This window comes from Paenibacillus sp. J31P316 (assembly GCF_056269105.1).
Genome location: NZ_JBWDNI010000019.1, coordinates 59103 through 75029 on the forward strand (window position 1 = coordinate 59103; position 15927 = coordinate 75029).

General features: G+C 56.8%; 16 protein-coding genes. 3 read left to right on the forward strand and 13 right to left on the reverse strand.

Annotation, left to right across the window (positions count from 1 at the left end; genetic code table 11):
- Positions 1–13: 13 nt before the first annotated feature.
- From AC0YNU_RS29185 to AC0YNU_RS29210, 6 genes are all read right to left on the reverse strand, one after another.
- Positions 14–826: a TPM domain-containing protein gene (locus tag AC0YNU_RS29185; protein ID WP_475762914.1), complete on the reverse strand. Its 813-nt coding sequence runs from the start codon at positions 824–826 to the stop codon at positions 14–16.
- Complete coding sequence (locus AC0YNU_RS29190; RefSeq protein ID WP_475762916.1) at positions 823–1866, reverse strand: TFIIB-type zinc ribbon-containing protein; 1044 nt, start codon at positions 1864–1866, stop codon at positions 823–825. Before AC0YNU_RS29190 ends, AC0YNU_RS29185 begins: the two co-directional genes overlap by 4 nt.
- The gene (locus AC0YNU_RS29195) at positions 1863–2579 is read right to left on the reverse strand and encodes a PspA/IM30 family protein (RefSeq protein WP_475762918.1); all 717 of its coding nucleotides are present in this window, start codon (positions 2577–2579) and stop codon (positions 1863–1865) included. The genes AC0YNU_RS29190 and AC0YNU_RS29195 overlap by 4 nt, the downstream gene beginning before the upstream one ends.
- Positions 2580–2686: 107 nt before the next feature.
- Entirely contained in the window at positions 2687–2908 is a 222-nt protein-coding gene (locus AC0YNU_RS29200; RefSeq protein WP_475762920.1) for a DNA-binding protein, read from the reverse strand.
- 130 nt (positions 2909–3038) lie between these two features.
- Complete coding sequence (locus AC0YNU_RS29205; RefSeq protein WP_475762921.1) at positions 3039–3989, reverse strand: hypothetical protein; 951 nt, start codon at positions 3987–3989, stop codon at positions 3039–3041.
- Positions 3976–4515: an RNA polymerase sigma factor gene (locus AC0YNU_RS29210; RefSeq protein ID WP_475762923.1), complete on the reverse strand. Its 540-nt coding sequence runs from the start codon at positions 4513–4515 to the stop codon at positions 3976–3978. The genes AC0YNU_RS29205 and AC0YNU_RS29210 overlap by 14 nt, the downstream gene beginning before the upstream one ends.
- A 157-nt stretch (positions 4516–4672) precedes the next feature.
- On the opposite strand from AC0YNU_RS29210, the gene AC0YNU_RS29215 reads away from it, so the two are divergent.
- Entirely contained in the window at positions 4673–5068 is a 396-nt protein-coding gene (locus AC0YNU_RS29215; RefSeq protein ID WP_475762925.1) for a VOC family protein, read from the forward strand.
- 61 nt (positions 5069–5129) lie between these two features.
- Here AC0YNU_RS29215 and AC0YNU_RS29220 read toward each other — a convergent pair whose 3' ends face one another.
- Positions 5130–5975 carry a hypothetical protein gene (locus AC0YNU_RS29220; RefSeq protein WP_475762927.1) on the reverse strand — a complete coding sequence of 282 codons (846 nt, stop codon included), beginning with the start codon at positions 5973–5975 and terminating at the stop codon, positions 5130–5132.
- A gap of 182 nt (positions 5976–6157) precedes the next feature.
- Between AC0YNU_RS29220 and AC0YNU_RS29225 the strand changes: the two genes are divergently transcribed.
- A complete protein-coding gene (locus AC0YNU_RS29225; protein WP_475762929.1) occupies positions 6158–6529 on the forward strand; it encodes a hypothetical protein in 372 nt (123 codons plus the stop codon).
- A 128-nt stretch (positions 6530–6657) separates the two neighbouring features.
- Here AC0YNU_RS29225 and AC0YNU_RS29230 read toward each other — a convergent pair whose 3' ends face one another.
- Positions 6658–6906, reverse strand: a complete 249-nt coding sequence (locus AC0YNU_RS29230; protein ID WP_475762931.1) for a cold-shock protein — start codon at positions 6904–6906, stop codon at positions 6658–6660.
- Between the two features lie 151 nt (positions 6907–7057).
- Positions 7058–7660, reverse strand: a complete 603-nt coding sequence (locus tag AC0YNU_RS29235) for an ankyrin repeat domain-containing protein (RefSeq protein ID WP_475762933.1) — start codon at positions 7658–7660, stop codon at positions 7058–7060.
- A 130-nt stretch (positions 7661–7790) separates the two neighbouring features.
- On the opposite strand from AC0YNU_RS29235, the gene AC0YNU_RS29240 reads away from it, so the two are divergent.
- Positions 7791–8420, forward strand: coding sequence for a YfbR-like 5'-deoxynucleotidase (locus AC0YNU_RS29240; protein WP_475762935.1), 630 nt, complete (start codon positions 7791–7793; stop codon positions 8418–8420).
- A 44-nt stretch (positions 8421–8464) separates the two neighbouring features.
- Here AC0YNU_RS29240 and AC0YNU_RS29245 read toward each other — a convergent pair whose 3' ends face one another.
- From AC0YNU_RS29245 to AC0YNU_RS29260, 4 genes are all read right to left on the reverse strand, one after another.
- The gene (locus tag AC0YNU_RS29245; RefSeq protein WP_475762937.1) at positions 8465–9109 is read right to left on the reverse strand and encodes a peptide-methionine (S)-S-oxide reductase MsrA; all 645 of its coding nucleotides are present in this window, start codon (positions 9107–9109) and stop codon (positions 8465–8467) included.
- A gap of 30 nt (positions 9110–9139) precedes the next feature.
- Positions 9140–9436 carry a hypothetical protein gene (locus AC0YNU_RS29250; protein ID WP_475762938.1) on the reverse strand — a complete coding sequence of 99 codons (297 nt, stop codon included), beginning with the start codon at positions 9434–9436 and terminating at the stop codon, positions 9140–9142.
- Positions 9437–9686: 250 nt separating this feature from the next.
- Positions 9687–10892: an SGNH/GDSL hydrolase family protein gene (locus AC0YNU_RS29255; protein ID WP_475762941.1), complete on the reverse strand. Its 1206-nt coding sequence runs from the start codon at positions 10890–10892 to the stop codon at positions 9687–9689.
- Between the two features lie 114 nt (positions 10893–11006).
- On the reverse strand, positions 11007–15902 hold the full coding sequence (locus AC0YNU_RS29260) for a X2-like carbohydrate binding domain-containing protein (RefSeq protein WP_475762943.1): 4896 nt from the start codon (positions 15900–15902) through the stop codon (positions 11007–11009).
- Positions 15903–15927 lie beyond the last annotated feature (25 nt).

Below are 15927 nucleotides of genomic sequence, written 5' to 3' on the forward strand. Positions count from 1 at the left end.
CTATTGCTAGCTGCTAAAAGGAGCCTCTGCCTCCGCTATGCGATGAACCGCCCCGGGTGGTCCCGCCGCCACCGCCTCCTCTGGAGCCGTTGCCGTTGTTCTTCGGAATCCTGGTCTTGGTCACCGTCGTCCGAAGGTACTGATCCGCATGCTCCAGTACGCCTGACGTGCCTGCATTCTCATACGTCGCCCCGCTCACGGTTACGCGGCCGCCGGAACGGTAAACCATCACAGTGACGATTATCCCGCCCAGGATCAAGGCCGCTCCCAATTGAAACCAGAGCGCAAACAAGATATTATCGGGATTTACGCCGGGCTTGTATCCCATATACTTGTGCGACAGCGTAATGTAGCGCTCGAATCCTTTGGCATAATCGCCTCGCGCTAAATCCGGCGTAATCTCGGTGATGATCTTATCCACCCTGCTGTTGTCGAGGGTGGTTTCCGCCTTGCCGAAGCCGGCCAAGTAAAAGTCCCGGTTCCTCATATCCATCGTCAGAATGACGGCATCGCCATGAGGCTTGTCGTACCCCGGCGCCTGGTCGTCGTAGAAATCCTCCGTCTTGAGCTGGACATCTTGGTTCTCCGCATTGGCGGAAGTAAGAATAATAATGTCGGTCTCTCTGTCAGCTCCGTATCGGTTAGCCAATGCATTCAGTTCATCCCGTTCCTGCTGGCTGAGCAGATTCGCTTTATCGTAGACGAGTTTTTTGGTCCCGTTTCCGGTTCCGGTTTCCGCTGCTTCCGAATGAACGGGCATCGCCAAAGCTGCCACGCAGACAACAACCATCAACAGGACGGTTAGAACCGCACTGCGTCTTCTCATAAGAACCCGCCTCCCATCGCCCAGGAGACAACCTTTAAGGACAAGAACGCCACGGCGGAAATGCCCGCAAACCAAGCGGTTACCTTCGCCTTGCTGATCGGAGGCTTGCCGACGACTTTCCCTGTCTGGCCGTTCATGGCAAACGTGTACTCCGCTCGGTTGAAGCTATACCTCACCATCCATACGGGAAGAAGTACGTAATCGGCCCGCTTCGCGGTCGTATCCACTTGCTTATCGATGTAGTTGACGCTCGTATAACCGGATACGGTCGAAGAAATGAAAGCATCGACGTACGGGCTCGTTTTCTCTTTGGCCCGCGGGAATAACTGCTCGTCATTGTAGCTGTATTTCTCCGCCAGATACCCGGCCAGATAAGGCGTCTTGAATGCCTTCAGCTGATCGTACGGAAAAGGCTCCAGCTTATCCATCAGCGCGTCGTTCATTTTCTCCGAGGCATCGAGCGGCAGCCGGACATAGTCCACTTGGAGTTTGCGATAGATGCTGTAATGCTGCGTCTCCGTAATCCTATAGTCGCCCTGCGTATAGACTCTGACCTTGGTTCCCTGCGCTTGGACCTCGATGTCGTTATGCAAATCGTACAGCCAGAAGGGGACATAAATCCCGGTAATGCCCGCGATCCGATCTGCCGTCATGAAGCCGCGAGGGGTAAGCAGGCCGTTCCTGCACCATTGCTTGAACGCCTTCATCGCCGCGTCCTTCGCGATCGTGAAGGGAATCACCATCACGGGAGCGAATTCGCCGGACAGCCGGTCGCTGAGCACCACGGCAGAACCGCAAAAGCTGCAGGATGTCGCGCTTGTCTCCGGCTCGGTCACGATGACGGCCCCGCAGCTGGTGCAGTGGTACTCTTTCACCTCATGGTCCGCGAACGCCTGACTCTTCAGCGGATCGATCATTTGCTCGATATTGTCCTGCCGCCCGCATCCGGGGCAGGACAGCGTGCCCGTAGCCGCATCGAAAACCATGCCGCTGCCGCAGTTGGGACACTTGTATTCAATAACCGCCTCCACGCCGCTCACCTCGACCTTAATCTCTCTTTGATTGCCGCAAGCTCCTCTTCGGCGCTTATCGGCGCAGCTAGCGTCTTGCCGTCTCCCGCTTGTCCATTCGCATCCTTCTCGCGCAGCGCCTGCGCCAGCAAGACATCCAGATCGTCTTCCCCGGTCCCGCCCCGAAGCTCGGCGAGCGCGAGCGCTTCGTTCAACGCCAGGTTCGCCTTCTCTTCCATCGCGTGAAAAGCAGCACCCGCCTTGCCCGCAGCCTGATTGCCGCCATTCACTTGCTGCTGCGCCGAGGCTTCCGCCAGCTTGCCCTTCAGCTCTCCATGCCGCGCTTCGAGCTGCGCCAGATCGGACACGAGCTTATCCTGCATCTGCTTCATCAGCGTCGCTTTCGCAAACGCCCGGTCATAGGCGGCTTGCAAGTCATCAAGCTGTTCGGTCTGCTTGGACTTCTGATCCAGAAACTTGAGCGCGCGTTCGTCATCGCCCGACTCCGCCGACTTCTCCGCATACCGCTGCAGCTTCTTGATCTCGGCGCCGCATTCGTCCAAGGCCCTCTTGGCCCTGTCCGCTTCCACCTGCACCGACGCCGTCTCCGCTTTCACGCTGCCGAGATCGCTGGATACGCGCTGCATATAAGCATTCACGGCCTTTTCCGGATCATCCGCCTTGTCCAACAAACCGTGCATATTGGCCTTCATCACGTCCCTGAACCTCGATAGCATCCCCATCACAAGCTCCCCTTTCCAAAGGCTGACATTATATCCTATTCTACATTACTTTTGGAAAGGGAAAAAGCCAGCCGGGTTCGGCTGGCTTTCATGCATCGCAGTTGGAATTACTTCACTAACGCCTCGATCTCGCTCTTCAATAGCAGGTACCGATGAACGCTTCTCATGATCGGCACTTTGGTAAGGCTGTTCTTATCCGCATAGGTCTTCATTTGATCTTTCGTAAGACCCAACATGCTGCCTGCTTCCGTAACGGTTAAGACGACTTCGTTGCTTGTCGCATTAAAGGTCTTTTTCACTTTCTGGTTCCAGTCTTCAAATGCTTGCATAGTTCGGCGCAACCTTTCCTACTCGTAGACAGTCCGTTTTTTGACTTTATCCTTCTATTATAGCAGAAGTCCCGGCTTTCTCCTAAACCAGAATGGTCCAATCAACGCTGCCGCGGATACGTCCATCGCCTTATTCATGCATTTGACGCAGCTCGTTTGCTCCGGCTGCATAGCGATACCTCGTCGTATCCCCCATATCCTCCTCATTCTCCTTCATCTCAAGCTGAAAGACCTGGTCGTCGGGATTGTACGTGACGCGGTCGCTGTAGCCGGCCCCCAAAGCCTCTTGAACATGTACGGATTGGATCCGCCCGCCGATGTTTTTGTAGATATAGATTTGCCGGGCATCGGTCAGAACGACGGCTTCGGTTATTCCATCCCCGTCCAGATCTTGCTCGTAGATGGCCGAGGCGTCCATTTGCTGGTACGCCGACACCCCGCCGGAGTCGGTGGAAATCCAGAACGCGCATCTTCTCTCCGGCCCGCATCGTCCTTCCAACCGGTAAGCAGCCAAGCCAAAGGCATCGCTCGGCTGCAGCTTTACCTCCGTCATCTTGCCATAGCCAATTTCGTAAAACTCCCCGTTCGCGGAACTGCCGTCGCCGGTTAGCTGGAATCCAAAATAGGCGGTGGCGCCTTGTCCCGCTTTCGTATAATCCACATACTTGCCGATTCCGTCGAAGGATACTGTTTCCTTCACTTGCACATCCGATAACGGCAGCCGCAGCAGATTCGAACTTCGGATTCCCTTATCCGTATCCGGAATGGCGGACAGCTCCTTCGCAGGCTCATAGTGCAGCGGGATCTCGTCAGCCGATGCTTCTCCGCCCCCCGATTGCTCTTGGATATTTGCAAAGCCCGCAACGAGCGACGGCAATCGGTCCAATGAGAAGAGAACCGAGACGCCGATTATTAGACCGATCAAGGGGACCGCATAGAAGAAAGCGCTGTTCAGCTTCCTCCTCCGTTGCTGCTCCACCCGCATGATGACCGCCTGCTTCATTCCCTCCGAGAACACGCCTTTCGGCGCAGCGCTTGCCTTGACCAGGACATCCCACTGCGGTTTCTCAGCCTTCTCCATCGCGATTCCCCCATTTCTTCTCCACTTCCTTGCGCGCTCGGCTCAGTCTGGATTTCACCGTTCCTTCTGAGATCTGGAGCAGTTTGGCCATGTCCTGGATCGTCATGTCGTGCTCCAGCTGCAGCACAAGCACCTCTCTCAGCTTGCGGGATAGCCCCATAATAATGCTCCGGATGTCCGCGGCTCCCTGATTGGCCAGATAGGCAGCCTCGGCAGAGTGGGCAGTCTGAGTGTTCTTCACCTGTGCGAACAACAAAATCCTGCGAACATAACCGGACCTCATCTCGTTGATCGCCGTATTTCTCGTAATCGCGAACAGCCAGGTTTTGAACGAGGATTGTCCGCGAAAGGCAGACAGGTTCAAATGAACCTTAATAAACACTTCCTGCGCGATATCCTTCGATTGCTCGGCATTATTGGTCAACGCATAGGCGTACCTCCATACATCGTCCCCGTACTGCGTCATGAGGTTGTACAGCTCGGTACAGTCGACCTCTTCCATGTATTTTAAGTAGTCCGCTTCCATCGCTGTCCCTCCCAGCCTATTAGACAAGCCAACTTGCCGAAAGTTCCCTTTCCTCCCTAATTAAGCCGAATAATTCCGATAAGCGTTTTTAGATTTCGCTGGAAAGGTAATGATACGAATAGGATAATGGAAGAAGGTCCAAAACCAGGAGGTAATCATGGGTAAAGTCGTGCATTTCGAGATTCATGTCGATGATATGGAGCGTGCCAAGACGTTTTATGGCGAGGTATTCGGTTGGAGCTTCGAGGATTGGAGCAGCTATGCCGGCATGCCTTATTGGGGGGCCATCACGGGCGATCCCGCCGCAATGGGAATCAACGGGGCTTTGATGCAGCGCAAAGGGCCGTCCCCGCAGCAAGGACAAGCTTTGAACGGGTACGCCTGTACCTTGGGCGTCGGAGACTACGATGCGACGGAAGCCAAAATCCTTGAGCATGGGGGCCAGCTCGCATTGCCCAAGTATGCGCTGCCCGGGATGGCATGGCAAGGGTATTATATCGATACGGAAGGCAATACCTTCGGTATCCATCAGCCGGATCTGAAAGCCAAATAAGCACGCGCGCCAGTTTCGGCGCAGACGAAAGCCCGGCCGCATGCGGTCGGGCTTATCACGGTTAAGAAATGGCTTCATCCGGTCGAAAACGAAGGTTCAGCAGTTGAAACTTGCCGCCTGAAGCATAGGTGATATCGGCCTCTACGTCACCGAAATACTCGGGCTGCACGTTCCCGTCAATAATGATTCCGATCGCAGCCGCGAACGTCAACTTATGCTGCTCGGCCTTGAAATAGATGATGCTGCCATAACCGAGCTTATCCTTGATCTTCGCTTCGCCGTAGTCCGTTTGGTATTTCTTGAGGCTCACCTCGTATTGCTGACTGCCAACGGTGAGTTCTCCGAACAGCTCGCCGTTCTTATTCGTTGTCTTGATCTGCATCAGCTTGTCGAGCTGCGCGATGTAGTCATCCGAGAGAAACTCATGGTCGATAAACGGTTGTCCCGCAGACGGGCTCTCTCCTTGGTATTCAACGACATGCAGCTCCTCCAAACTAACCCCTGTTCCGGACCCGATATCCAATACGGCGGCGAGCTCCTCCTGCCCATCCCCGTCATAGTCCTCCGCCTGGAGCACCGGCAAGATCTGCCTGGGCGTCGCATAGATCCAATCCATCGTTTGCTGCTTTTGGCCGATTTGCAGGCGTGGATCGTCGTTGGATCCGGGGTACAAATAGATGTCTTTCTCCGGCAATGAAGCGACCGGTTCCGCGACCGCTTCTTGCTTGGAGCCGCTGGCGTCGTCCGCTGCTCCTGAGGCACGCTCAGCGTTAGGCTGCTCGAGACGTTTCTCTGCTGCAAGCGGCTTGGCTCCCTCCCCTTCCGAAGAGCAGCCTGCGAGCATTATGGATACGGTCGCTGCGCCAATGAGAAGGCGGCTAACGCTTGTCTTATGCTTGGCCATCATCACGATCCCTTTCCTGACGATTCATAAACGTTCTAGCCTATAACCCAGAACATGAAGTCTGCTATATCTGTAAACGCAACGGGGCTCTTGATTGTTACAGGCAACGGTACGATTTGACTTTCGCAACCGCAGCAATCCCTTTATAATTCTTGCTAAGAACCTCATACAGGAGGCATTGAGTCATGGACATCCCGGACGAGCTTGCGCTGCTTTCCATATTCGAATCGGAGCCCGAGCTTCTGGATACGGAAATTGAAGATCTGCCGTTCATCTATAACCAAGCTGCATATCGGTTCTCTAATGCGGGCGAGGACTTCACCCTCGTGATTTCTCCTGCTTGCGGTCAATTCCGATTAACCGTCACGGATCGTAGCACCGCCGAGAACCTGTCCTATTTCGATCTGCAACAAGTAGCCAAGCTTGAAATCGCGTCCGACACCAAAGAGCGTTCAGCCATCCTGCTGACGTTGAATCAAGGCGAGATTATACAGACGCTTCAGTTGATCTTCAAACCGCGCTTTGCTTGCCTGCTGAAAGAACACTTCAACCGCTGATAGGCCGCAAACGCTCCTCGTCCAGACTTTCCGCAGCCCAAATGAAGAACGCAAAAAGGGACACCGGCATGGCGTCCCTTCTGATGATAATCATGTTAGTGTTAGTGTGGAGACGAGCGTCACCGAAATTATTCGGGCGGATTGCTCTTGGCCTTCATGTTCTTAACCGCCGTATTGCGGCTTTGCGTCGATTCATGCAAAATCGGAAGCTCTTTCATGCCTTTTTGCATAGGTGACTTGCATTGCATGCAGGTCGGAACGTCTTCGAATGAGAAACTGTCCCGCAGCCAACCGTTGCAGCCTTCCTTGGTGCACGACCAAATGGCAGTCATCTCAACCGGATAATCCTCTATGGGTCTCTTACGGGAAAAATACATCTGCAAGTCCTCCCTATGGTTAACTTCACAAAAAAAGCCACATGTCAAAAAGGATGCTTCGCGTCCCTTTCGGAATGTGACGTTTCGTCTCAATACGATAGCTTCATTATAACACAAAATAGCCGAATTAGCGAGGGTACACGCCGTCTTTCTAAGACAAAAGGGCTACAATTTCTGTAAATCCGCGTCTAGCCGCATGCTCGGCCGGCGTGACGTGCTCGCGATCCGCAATATGCTTATTTGCCCCGTGCGCAAGCAGCAGCCGAATGATTTCTTGCTGCCTTACGCCTCCGTCCGACAAGATCACGGCCTCTAACAAGGCTGTCCAGCCCAGTTTGTTGACATGATTAACTTGAACATCCGTCCGTTCGAGCAATAATCGGACCACTTCGACATGGCCTCTTTCGCTGGCCGGAATTAACGCGGTTCCGCCATAGCCGTTGACGATCGTCATATCCGGAGCTGCCCGATCGATCAAGAGTCGCACCAGATCGGCATTGCCCTTCACGCTCGCGATCATGATTGGCGTCTTATCGATTGCATCGCTTGCCACGTTCACGTCTGCGCCAAAGTCCAAGAATAGTTTCACCATGTCCATATCGTTTCTATCCGCTGCCTTGTTGATTCCCGTTTCCTTCGCGGCATCTTGAAGATTGATGTCTATTCCGCGCTCCAATTGACCTCTGACCGAAGCCGTATCGCCCCGCTCGACAGCGGCAAAAAATAGGTTTGGGTCATACGTATCGTCGATCATCCCGGTTCTCCCCTCTTCGCCAATATTGCTATATTGTGGACGGCACCCATTTAACGATCCAATAACAATTGAGCCTTATACTATAGATGTGCTTGGTAACTACTTCTCATCATAGAAAGGAAATCAGCCTATGGGAATTCATACGTACTTTCAGTCGTTAACCGATCTCGAACGGATCATCCGCTGTCCGGGCAAGTTCAAGTTCCAAGAGCACAGCGTATCCGCCCATTCCTGGAAAGTCGTGCAATATGCCAAGACCTTGGCGGACATCGAAGAAAGCAACGGCGTGACGGTGGATTGGAAGAAGCTGTACGAGATCACGAGCAGCCACGATTACGGCGAAATTTTTATCGGGGATATCAAGACGCCCGTGAAGCATTACTCGCTCGAGCTCCGCGCGATGCTGCAGCAAGTGGAGGAAGGCATGGTCGCCCATTTTATCGACGAGCATATTCCGGAGACGTTCAAGTCGATCTTCCGCAGACAGCTGCGCGAGGGTAAGGATCAATCCGTAGAAGGCCAAATTTTAGAGGTAGCCGATAAAATGGACCAAATCTACGAAGCCTTCGCCGAGCTTCAGCGCGGGAATACGGAGAAGGAATTTATCGTGATGTACCGGTCCGCGCTGATCAAAATCAAACAAATCAAGCTTCATTGCGTCGATTATTTCTTGGCGCATATCCTCCCCGACCTCGTCAGCGAAGGCGCAAGATCCCCGATCGATATCCATCAAATTACGAAAGAAGCGCTAGCAGCCTGAAAGACGTCCCCCCACGTTAGTGGCCGGCGGCGTCTTTTATTTCGTTACCAGCGAATTTCCCTGAGGAGGGCAAGCATCTCGGCCAGCTCGCTAGCGCTTAACGGCCATTGTTTCATTTCGAGCTGCAGACGTTCCAAGCTCAAGAAGCCCTTCGCCACCCCGTTCAGGCGAGCAGCCAGGGTCGCGTTCTCCAGCGCTTCCTCGGATGGATAGATCGTGCTCAGCTTCGCGACGGCGTCGGGGAATCGTTTCAGATAATACTTCTGATGTCTGGATTCCGCGGGATAGAAGGTCCGGAACGGCGCCAGCTCCGTATCGAGGCTCCCCTTCTCCCCCTCTATCCGGCTCTTGATCCTCTTGAATGCCCGCTCTTGTTCTTCATCGCGATAAAGCAAGAGCGACTGATATTGCCGATCCTTATAACCATTGATATTCACGGGCTTATGGTTGCTCCAGAACGTCTCTAACAACTCATCGCGAGAGACCAAAGCAGGATCGTAAAGCAGCTCGACCGTCTCGGAATGGTCCCCCATGTCTCGATAGGTCGGTTCGTAGGAAGTGCCCCCGGCAAAGCCGACATGCGTCCTGATAACGCCCGGCATCGCGCCGAACAACGCCTCCGGACTCCAGTAGCATCCCATGCCCAGCGTAATCGCGCGAAGATTATGCTCCGTCTTGTTATCGTTCATCGCGTCGGCCTCCAAGTCTGTTCCGGATGATTATTCCACGACCTTCTGTCGATGCTGCGCCAGCTGCGCCTTCTTCTCCGCCAGCTGTTTGGAGGATTGGGCGAGCAAGCCGTTAATCTCGTCGATTCCCTTCTTCAGCTTCGTCTCCCGCGCAAGCTTGCCGTTCAAATCGTTGACCGATTGACTTAATTTCTGATCGCGTTGGAGCTGTTTTATTTTGGCCGACGCTTGTTCGCGTTTCTTGGTCTGTTCGAGCACGAGCGCCTGAAGATCGGCGATCTCCTTCTCTAGACGAGCAATGATGGAGCGCGTGAAACTGATTGCCATGCGTGGCACCTCTTCATCCTGTAATTTTGCGTTGACCCCATTCTACTACAGTTGCCCAAGACTACGCGAGCACGGGTAAGGCGCGCGCGGTGGCAGAAGCCCGTTCGCTGGAAACCGGCATACAGTTGTCAAGCAAAGGGGATCCTAGATCAAACCATCTGTTACAACAAAAACCCGACCGTAAACGGTCGGGTCAGGCCGATAAGAAAGCTGTCTTCCGGGCAGCCCCTCTGGTTCCACATGAATTCGGTTACGAGCTGAGCAGCTTCATGATCCGAATGCCCGTACCCTTGCTTCGCTCGTCCTTCGTGCCCGCGCAGCGGACGATGACCCGTTGAACCTTGCGTTCGGACTGCGGCGGGAACGAAACCAGAATCGGCCGGTAGGCCAGCAGGCACCACTCGTCGAAGACGTCGACCGGCGCGAAGCTCTCGCCCCCGTCCAACGAATATTCGAGCACGCCGCTGTCCGGGCCGTGCAGCAGGAGAATCCCGAGACGACGTCCTTCGAGCGCGAATGACAGGCTCTCCCCGCGACTGCCTTCGGCAACCAGATGGTCGGTGGCAAAGCGCCAATTCATCATCGGATCGTCCGCGCCGAGCCTGGCCGGCACGAAGCCGTCCGAGACGACGTCATGACCGATGTCCGTCATCGCCGCGAACTCGTAATTGCCTCCATCGAGCGGGCGCGGCAGCTCGTCTGCCGGCGCGTCAAGCGATAGGAGCGATGCGGGCACCACGGAAGCGTTCGGGATTTCGGACGGAACCGGGCTCGTGCTTGTCTCGTCATCCTCCACCGCATCGGCGACCGCCGCCACGGCCTGCTCCACGAACTGTTCGACATACGAGGCGTACAGCGCATGTCCTTGGTCGTTCGGATGGACGCGGTCCGGCGCCAGCTCGGCCCACGTCACGCCGCCCTCGCGGATCAGATCCTGTACGCCGCCCGCAAAATTAACGGATGCGATGCCGTAATGCTCGGCCACCTCTTCGTGCACCGCGATGTTGAACGGGAGCTCGCCCTCGAGGTTCTTGTCCGCTGCCGTATAGACGAAACACAGCTCCGTCTCCGGCGACACGCGGCGGGTCTGACGCACGATGCCTTCCATGCCCCGGACCGACTCCCCTCTGTCCTCGCCGTCGTTGACGCTGAACTCGACGAACAGCAGATCGACCGCGCCTTGGCTGAGCGCGTGCGCCTGCAGACGATGCGCGCCGAACGTCGAATTCGTGCCGCCGACCCCGGCATTGACGAACGTAAAGCGGCAATCCGCGCAGCGTTCGCTCAGATACTTCCCGTTCAATGCCCGCCAGCTCGTCTCGTCCTGCAGGGATGCGCCGGCTCCTTCCGTAATCGATCCGCCCAGATAGGCTACCGTCAGCGCTTCGCCGCGAAGCAGCTTGGCGGCAAACCGCGGCAAGCCTTCCCGTATTCGGATATGTCTTGCATGCAGCATGTCCTCACGTCCTCTCGTATGAACAAGCCCTTTCGAATAGCTCGAAAGGGCTTGCCGTATTCCGGACGCCGCCAATTGCGGCGCCGTCTTCTATCATTAACCTACTTCATGCCCTTACTTCGCGGGAACGAATTGCTCGCCGCCTTCGGCTCTTGCTTCGAACTGATGGCTTACCGAAGCTTCCGCGATATCACTGTATGCCCAGTACCCGCTCTTCACGTCCGTCCACGGCAGCTTGACGTCGCCGTGGAGCGGACCACGGCCAAGCGTGCGATTGAGGATCGCGGCCGCTTCGGCGCGCGTGACCGCATGGCCCGGCCGGAACGTGCCGTCCGCGTATCCGCGGATAATGCCCGCGCCCTGCACCTTCGCGATGGCCGCCTCCGCCCAATTGCCGCGCGTATCCGTGAACCCGACGCCGACTTTGGCTTCGCTCGTCGCGATCGCCGCTGCCAGGCTCGCCATCTCGGCGCGCGTAATCGCTTGATCCGGCTTGAACAGGCCGTCCCCGAAACCCCGCATCAAGCCGAGCTTCGTGACCTTCGCGATCGCATCGGCCGCCCAATGGCCCGGCTTCACGTCGCGGTAGCCGATGGCTTCGCCCGTGCCGTCCCGCGTGATGATCCGCGACAGAATCGTTGCCATTTCGGCGCGGGTGAGGTTGTTCGCCGGCATGAACAGGCCGCCTTCGAAGCCGCTCATGTACGCCGCATGGCTGCCGCCCGAGGCCGCGTCATGCTTCACGACCGCGAACGTGCTGAATTTATCGACCGTGAACCGCAAGCCTTTGCCGCCCTGCCATTCCACGATCGTGCCCGGCTTGTATTCCGCGGTGCCGTCGCTATGTTCGATATACACGCCGAGCTGTCCAGGCTCCAAACCTGCGAGCAGCGCCGCATCGACCGGCACGATGACGTCCACCGCGCGGCCTTGGAAGTTCGTCTCGATCGACACCGGCTGGCCGATGATCGACGCCTCGCTGCCGCCCGTCGCAAGCTTCACGACCGCCGCTCCGCTCGCGCGCTCTTCGAGCTGACCTTTCGCCGTCGCATCCTTAACGGGCTTAAACGTAAACGTCGCTTCTCCATCATAACCCGACAAGGAAGCATTTGGAATCACGATTCCGCCGTTCGCGGTCTCGATACCCAAGTCGAGGCCGCTGCCGGCAAGCGCCTGGCTCGAAGCCTTCGGAATCGTCACGGTCGTCGCCGACGTCACGCCCTTCTCGTCCGGTACGACGATCGTCGCCGCCTTCGCTCCGGCTGCTTTCAGCTTCGCGATAGCGTCCTTCGCCGCATCGGCACCGAACGTCACGCTGTCCGACTTCGTGCCGTCGTTCGCGGTCGTCCGCGTAATGTCGAGCTGCAGCACGCCGTCCGATCCATTGCTGCCGTTCACTTCGCCTTTAATGACTTCCGTGCCGCCCGTGACCGGCGGATAAGAAATGCCCGAACCCGTCGATGCATTGCCGCTCGCCACGATAAAATTCAACCGATCGGCGTACATTTCGGCGCCCGATTTCTTCACGACCTTAATCGTATGCTGGCCGCTGGCGAGACCGTCAATGCCGTACAGACGCTGTCCGACGGTCCGATCGGTGCCTGATGCGCTAACTGTGCCTTTCGACTCGCCGTCCACGAAGATTTCTACGTCGCCTTGGGATGGCCCCTTCGGAGACAGCACTTCGATGCCCGTGCCGCGGAACGTATACGTATAATAATCCCCGTTGGTCGCCGTCGTATGGACATCCTGCCAGAAGTCGCCGTCAAAATTGAACGTCAGCTTCGCGACACCGGATGCCGCCAGCGTGGACAGGTAGGATTTCTTGATCGTGACCTTGTCGCCGTCGATCGTATAATCCGTATCTTTCGTCAGCGAGCTTGATCCGTTCGCGATCCCTTTGAAGCTGCCGACGTTCTCAAGCAGCGTGACGGTCAGGTCCGCCTGCGCGGCCGGATTCTTGTCGAATGCGGCCGTGGTCGGGCCGATCAGATCCGGAATGCGAACCTTCAACATATCGAGCAGCATGTAGCTGCCGGATTTCTTAACGGCCTTAATCGTGTGCTGGCCGTTGGATAAGCCGTTGATTTCATAAACGGTTTGCTGCGCGAGACGCCCGTCATGATGCGTGTCGACCGTGCCTTTGAGCACGCCGTCCACGAAGACGTCCATTTCTCCTTGCGATTCGTCCATCTCCGTGATCACCTTGATGCCCGTGCCGCGGAAGGTATACGAGAACGATTCGCCGTTCTTCTCGGCAAACTGCACGTCGTCCATGTAATCGCCCATGCCCCGGCCCGAGCTGCGATTCCAAGAGCCGTCGTAGTGAATGGACGGATCGTCATTGTTGATATTCGCGTAACGACCCTCGGAAGTCGTATCGGTGATCGCGATCGTCAACGTTTGCGGCTGTCCCGCGCTGAACGTCAGCGTCAGGGGCAGGGAGCCGGCCGCTTGCTTAGCCAGGTAAGACTTCTTGATCGTCAGCACATTACCGCTCACCGCGTAATCGGTGCCCTCGGTCAGCGGCGCTGCGCCATTCGCGACGCCGCTCAGCGTATTATCGTTCAACGTCAGCGTCGTCGTGACGTTCGCCTGCTTCGTAATCTTCAGGTCGAACGCCGCAGCGCTCGGACTAATCGTGCTGTTGCGCACCGCATGGCCGGTAATCGTCACCGCGAGCGTCTGGCTGTCTCCGCCCGCGAAAGCGAAGCTCAGATTCGCGGCGCCTTGCGGCTGCTGCGCCAAGTAGGCTGCCTTGATCGCGACCGTATTGCCGTTTACGGTATAGTCCGTATCCTTCACGAGCGTCGCCGCGCCGTTCTTAATGCCCGCGAACGATTTCGCACCGAATGCCAGCGTCGTCGTCACGTCGGCGGGAGCCGCGTTGTCGAACGTGGCGCTCGTCGTGCCGAGCAGCGTGTCGGCTGTGACTTTCAACGCGTCGATCAGCATGTAATCATTCTGCGTAACGGTGTGCTTAACGGCCTTAAGCGTATGCGGGCCGGCTGTCAGTCCAGTCGCGCTGTAGACCGTCTGCTGCACTTCGCGCGGATCTGGTTTATGCGTATCCACCGTCTGTTGGAAAGCATCGTCGATATAGAAATCGATGCTGCCCTGCCCGTTTTCCTTCTCCGTCACGTATTCGATGCCGGTTCCCGTGAACGAATACGTCAGCTGCGAGCCGTCAGCCTGCGCGAAATGCACGTCATGATTCCAATCTTCGAGCGGACGATCGTAGCTGTGATGCCAGTCGCCCGTATAGGCAATTCCCGGATCGTCGTCGTTGATCGTCACGGTGTGGCCAGCCTGCGCAAGCACCGCTTCCGGATTCGAGCTGTCCGGCACAATGCTCTCATGTCCGTTCTCTTTTCCGTTCTCTTGGCTGTTCTCTTGTCCGTTCTCTTGTCCGTTCTCATGGCCGTTCTCCTCGCCATTGTCGCCCGCTCCGCCATTCTCTTCGCTGCCGTTTCCATTTACGGTCAAGCCTTGAACCGTAGAGTCTTCGACCGAAATCTCGAGATCCTGCGAGCTCGGCGCTACTTCTTTGCCGCCGTTGCGCGTCCAATCGCCGGTGTACTTCATGCCCGTGTCATCGTCGTTGACGCCGGAGGAAGCGCCGCCGTTCGCCGTCACCTTGAACAAGCGGGAGGCATGCGATGCGAGCTCCGTCGCGGTATAACCCTTCGCGAACGAACCGAGATCCGTATGGCTCCACAGATCGCGCACGGTCGCGCCGCCGCCTAAGCCGATGTCGCTCCAATTGACGCTGACGTCGGCGTCCTTCGTGCCCAGATTGAACAACGCCACCGTATACGTCCCGTCGCCGTTGTTCGCGTACCAGACTTGATTCGTCGTGGCCGTCGACAACGGATGCGCCGGATGGCCGGCTTGGTTGACCGCGATGACTTCATCGTTGGTCAGCAGCGACAAGCCGTAGCTGTCCAGCTTCGTCAGATCGTCGCCCGTATACAGCTGCGCCGAGGACATCGCCCACAGCGTCATCGCGCTCTGCCGTTCGTCCTTCGTCAAGCCGTCCATCGAGCCGTTGCCGACGTTGAGCGAGTCGAAATCGTTCCAGCCGCCCGGCCCGGCATCGCGCCACCACAGCGCCGCGTCCGGGAACAGGCGCGCGATGTTGGCCCACTGCGTCATGCCGATCTTCGGATCGTACGACTCGACGTCCCAGTCGACCCGCCAGCCGTTCGCGTACTTCTTCCAGTAGTCGGCGTAGTTATGGTCGAGCGCCCAAGACAGCTCGAACCAGATGTGATGCCTCGACAGCGCCTTGGACCAAGCCGCAACGTCGAGGCGCGCATCGATGGACGTGTCGTTGTGGCCGGAGCCCGGCGTCACGCTGTCGAACTTCACGAAATCGATGCCCCACGAAGCGATCAGATCCACGACGGAATCGACGTACGCCTGGGCGCAGTCCTTGGATCCCGGGGATTCGAAATCGATCTTGTAGCCGAGGCCCCAATAATCGCCCTTGCGATCCGGCAGCGCGATATCCTTCATATGGCATTTGCCGTCCGTGCCGAAGATTTCGAGATTGTCTTTGTACGCCTGCGGCGAGAGGCTCGGAATCATATAGATCCCGACCTTCTGCCCGTTATGGTGAATGTAATCGATGACGTCCTGCAATCCGTCCGGATATTGCGTCGTGCTCGGAATCGGCCGGCCGTACTGGTCCATGTCGCCGTTCCAGCCGGCATCGATGTTGATATAGTCGTACCCGTGCGACTGCAGCTTCTCGTGCATGGCGTCGGACTGCTGCTTGAGCTTCGCGGCCGAGACCCAGTTGCCGGACGGGCCGTCGTAGACTTGCAGGCTGTAGCTGCTCCAGCCCATGTAGGGCTTGAGCGCCAACCCGTTATCCGCCGCCTCGGCGACGTGCTTGGCCGGAACGAAGCCGAATTGGGCGACGGCGACCGCGGTCAGCAGAAGCCCCGTGCCGATCTTTTTGAAAAGGTTGAGTTTGGCCGTGCTGCGATGGTAAGTGCGAATCATGTAAACATCTCCTTCACAGGGATTG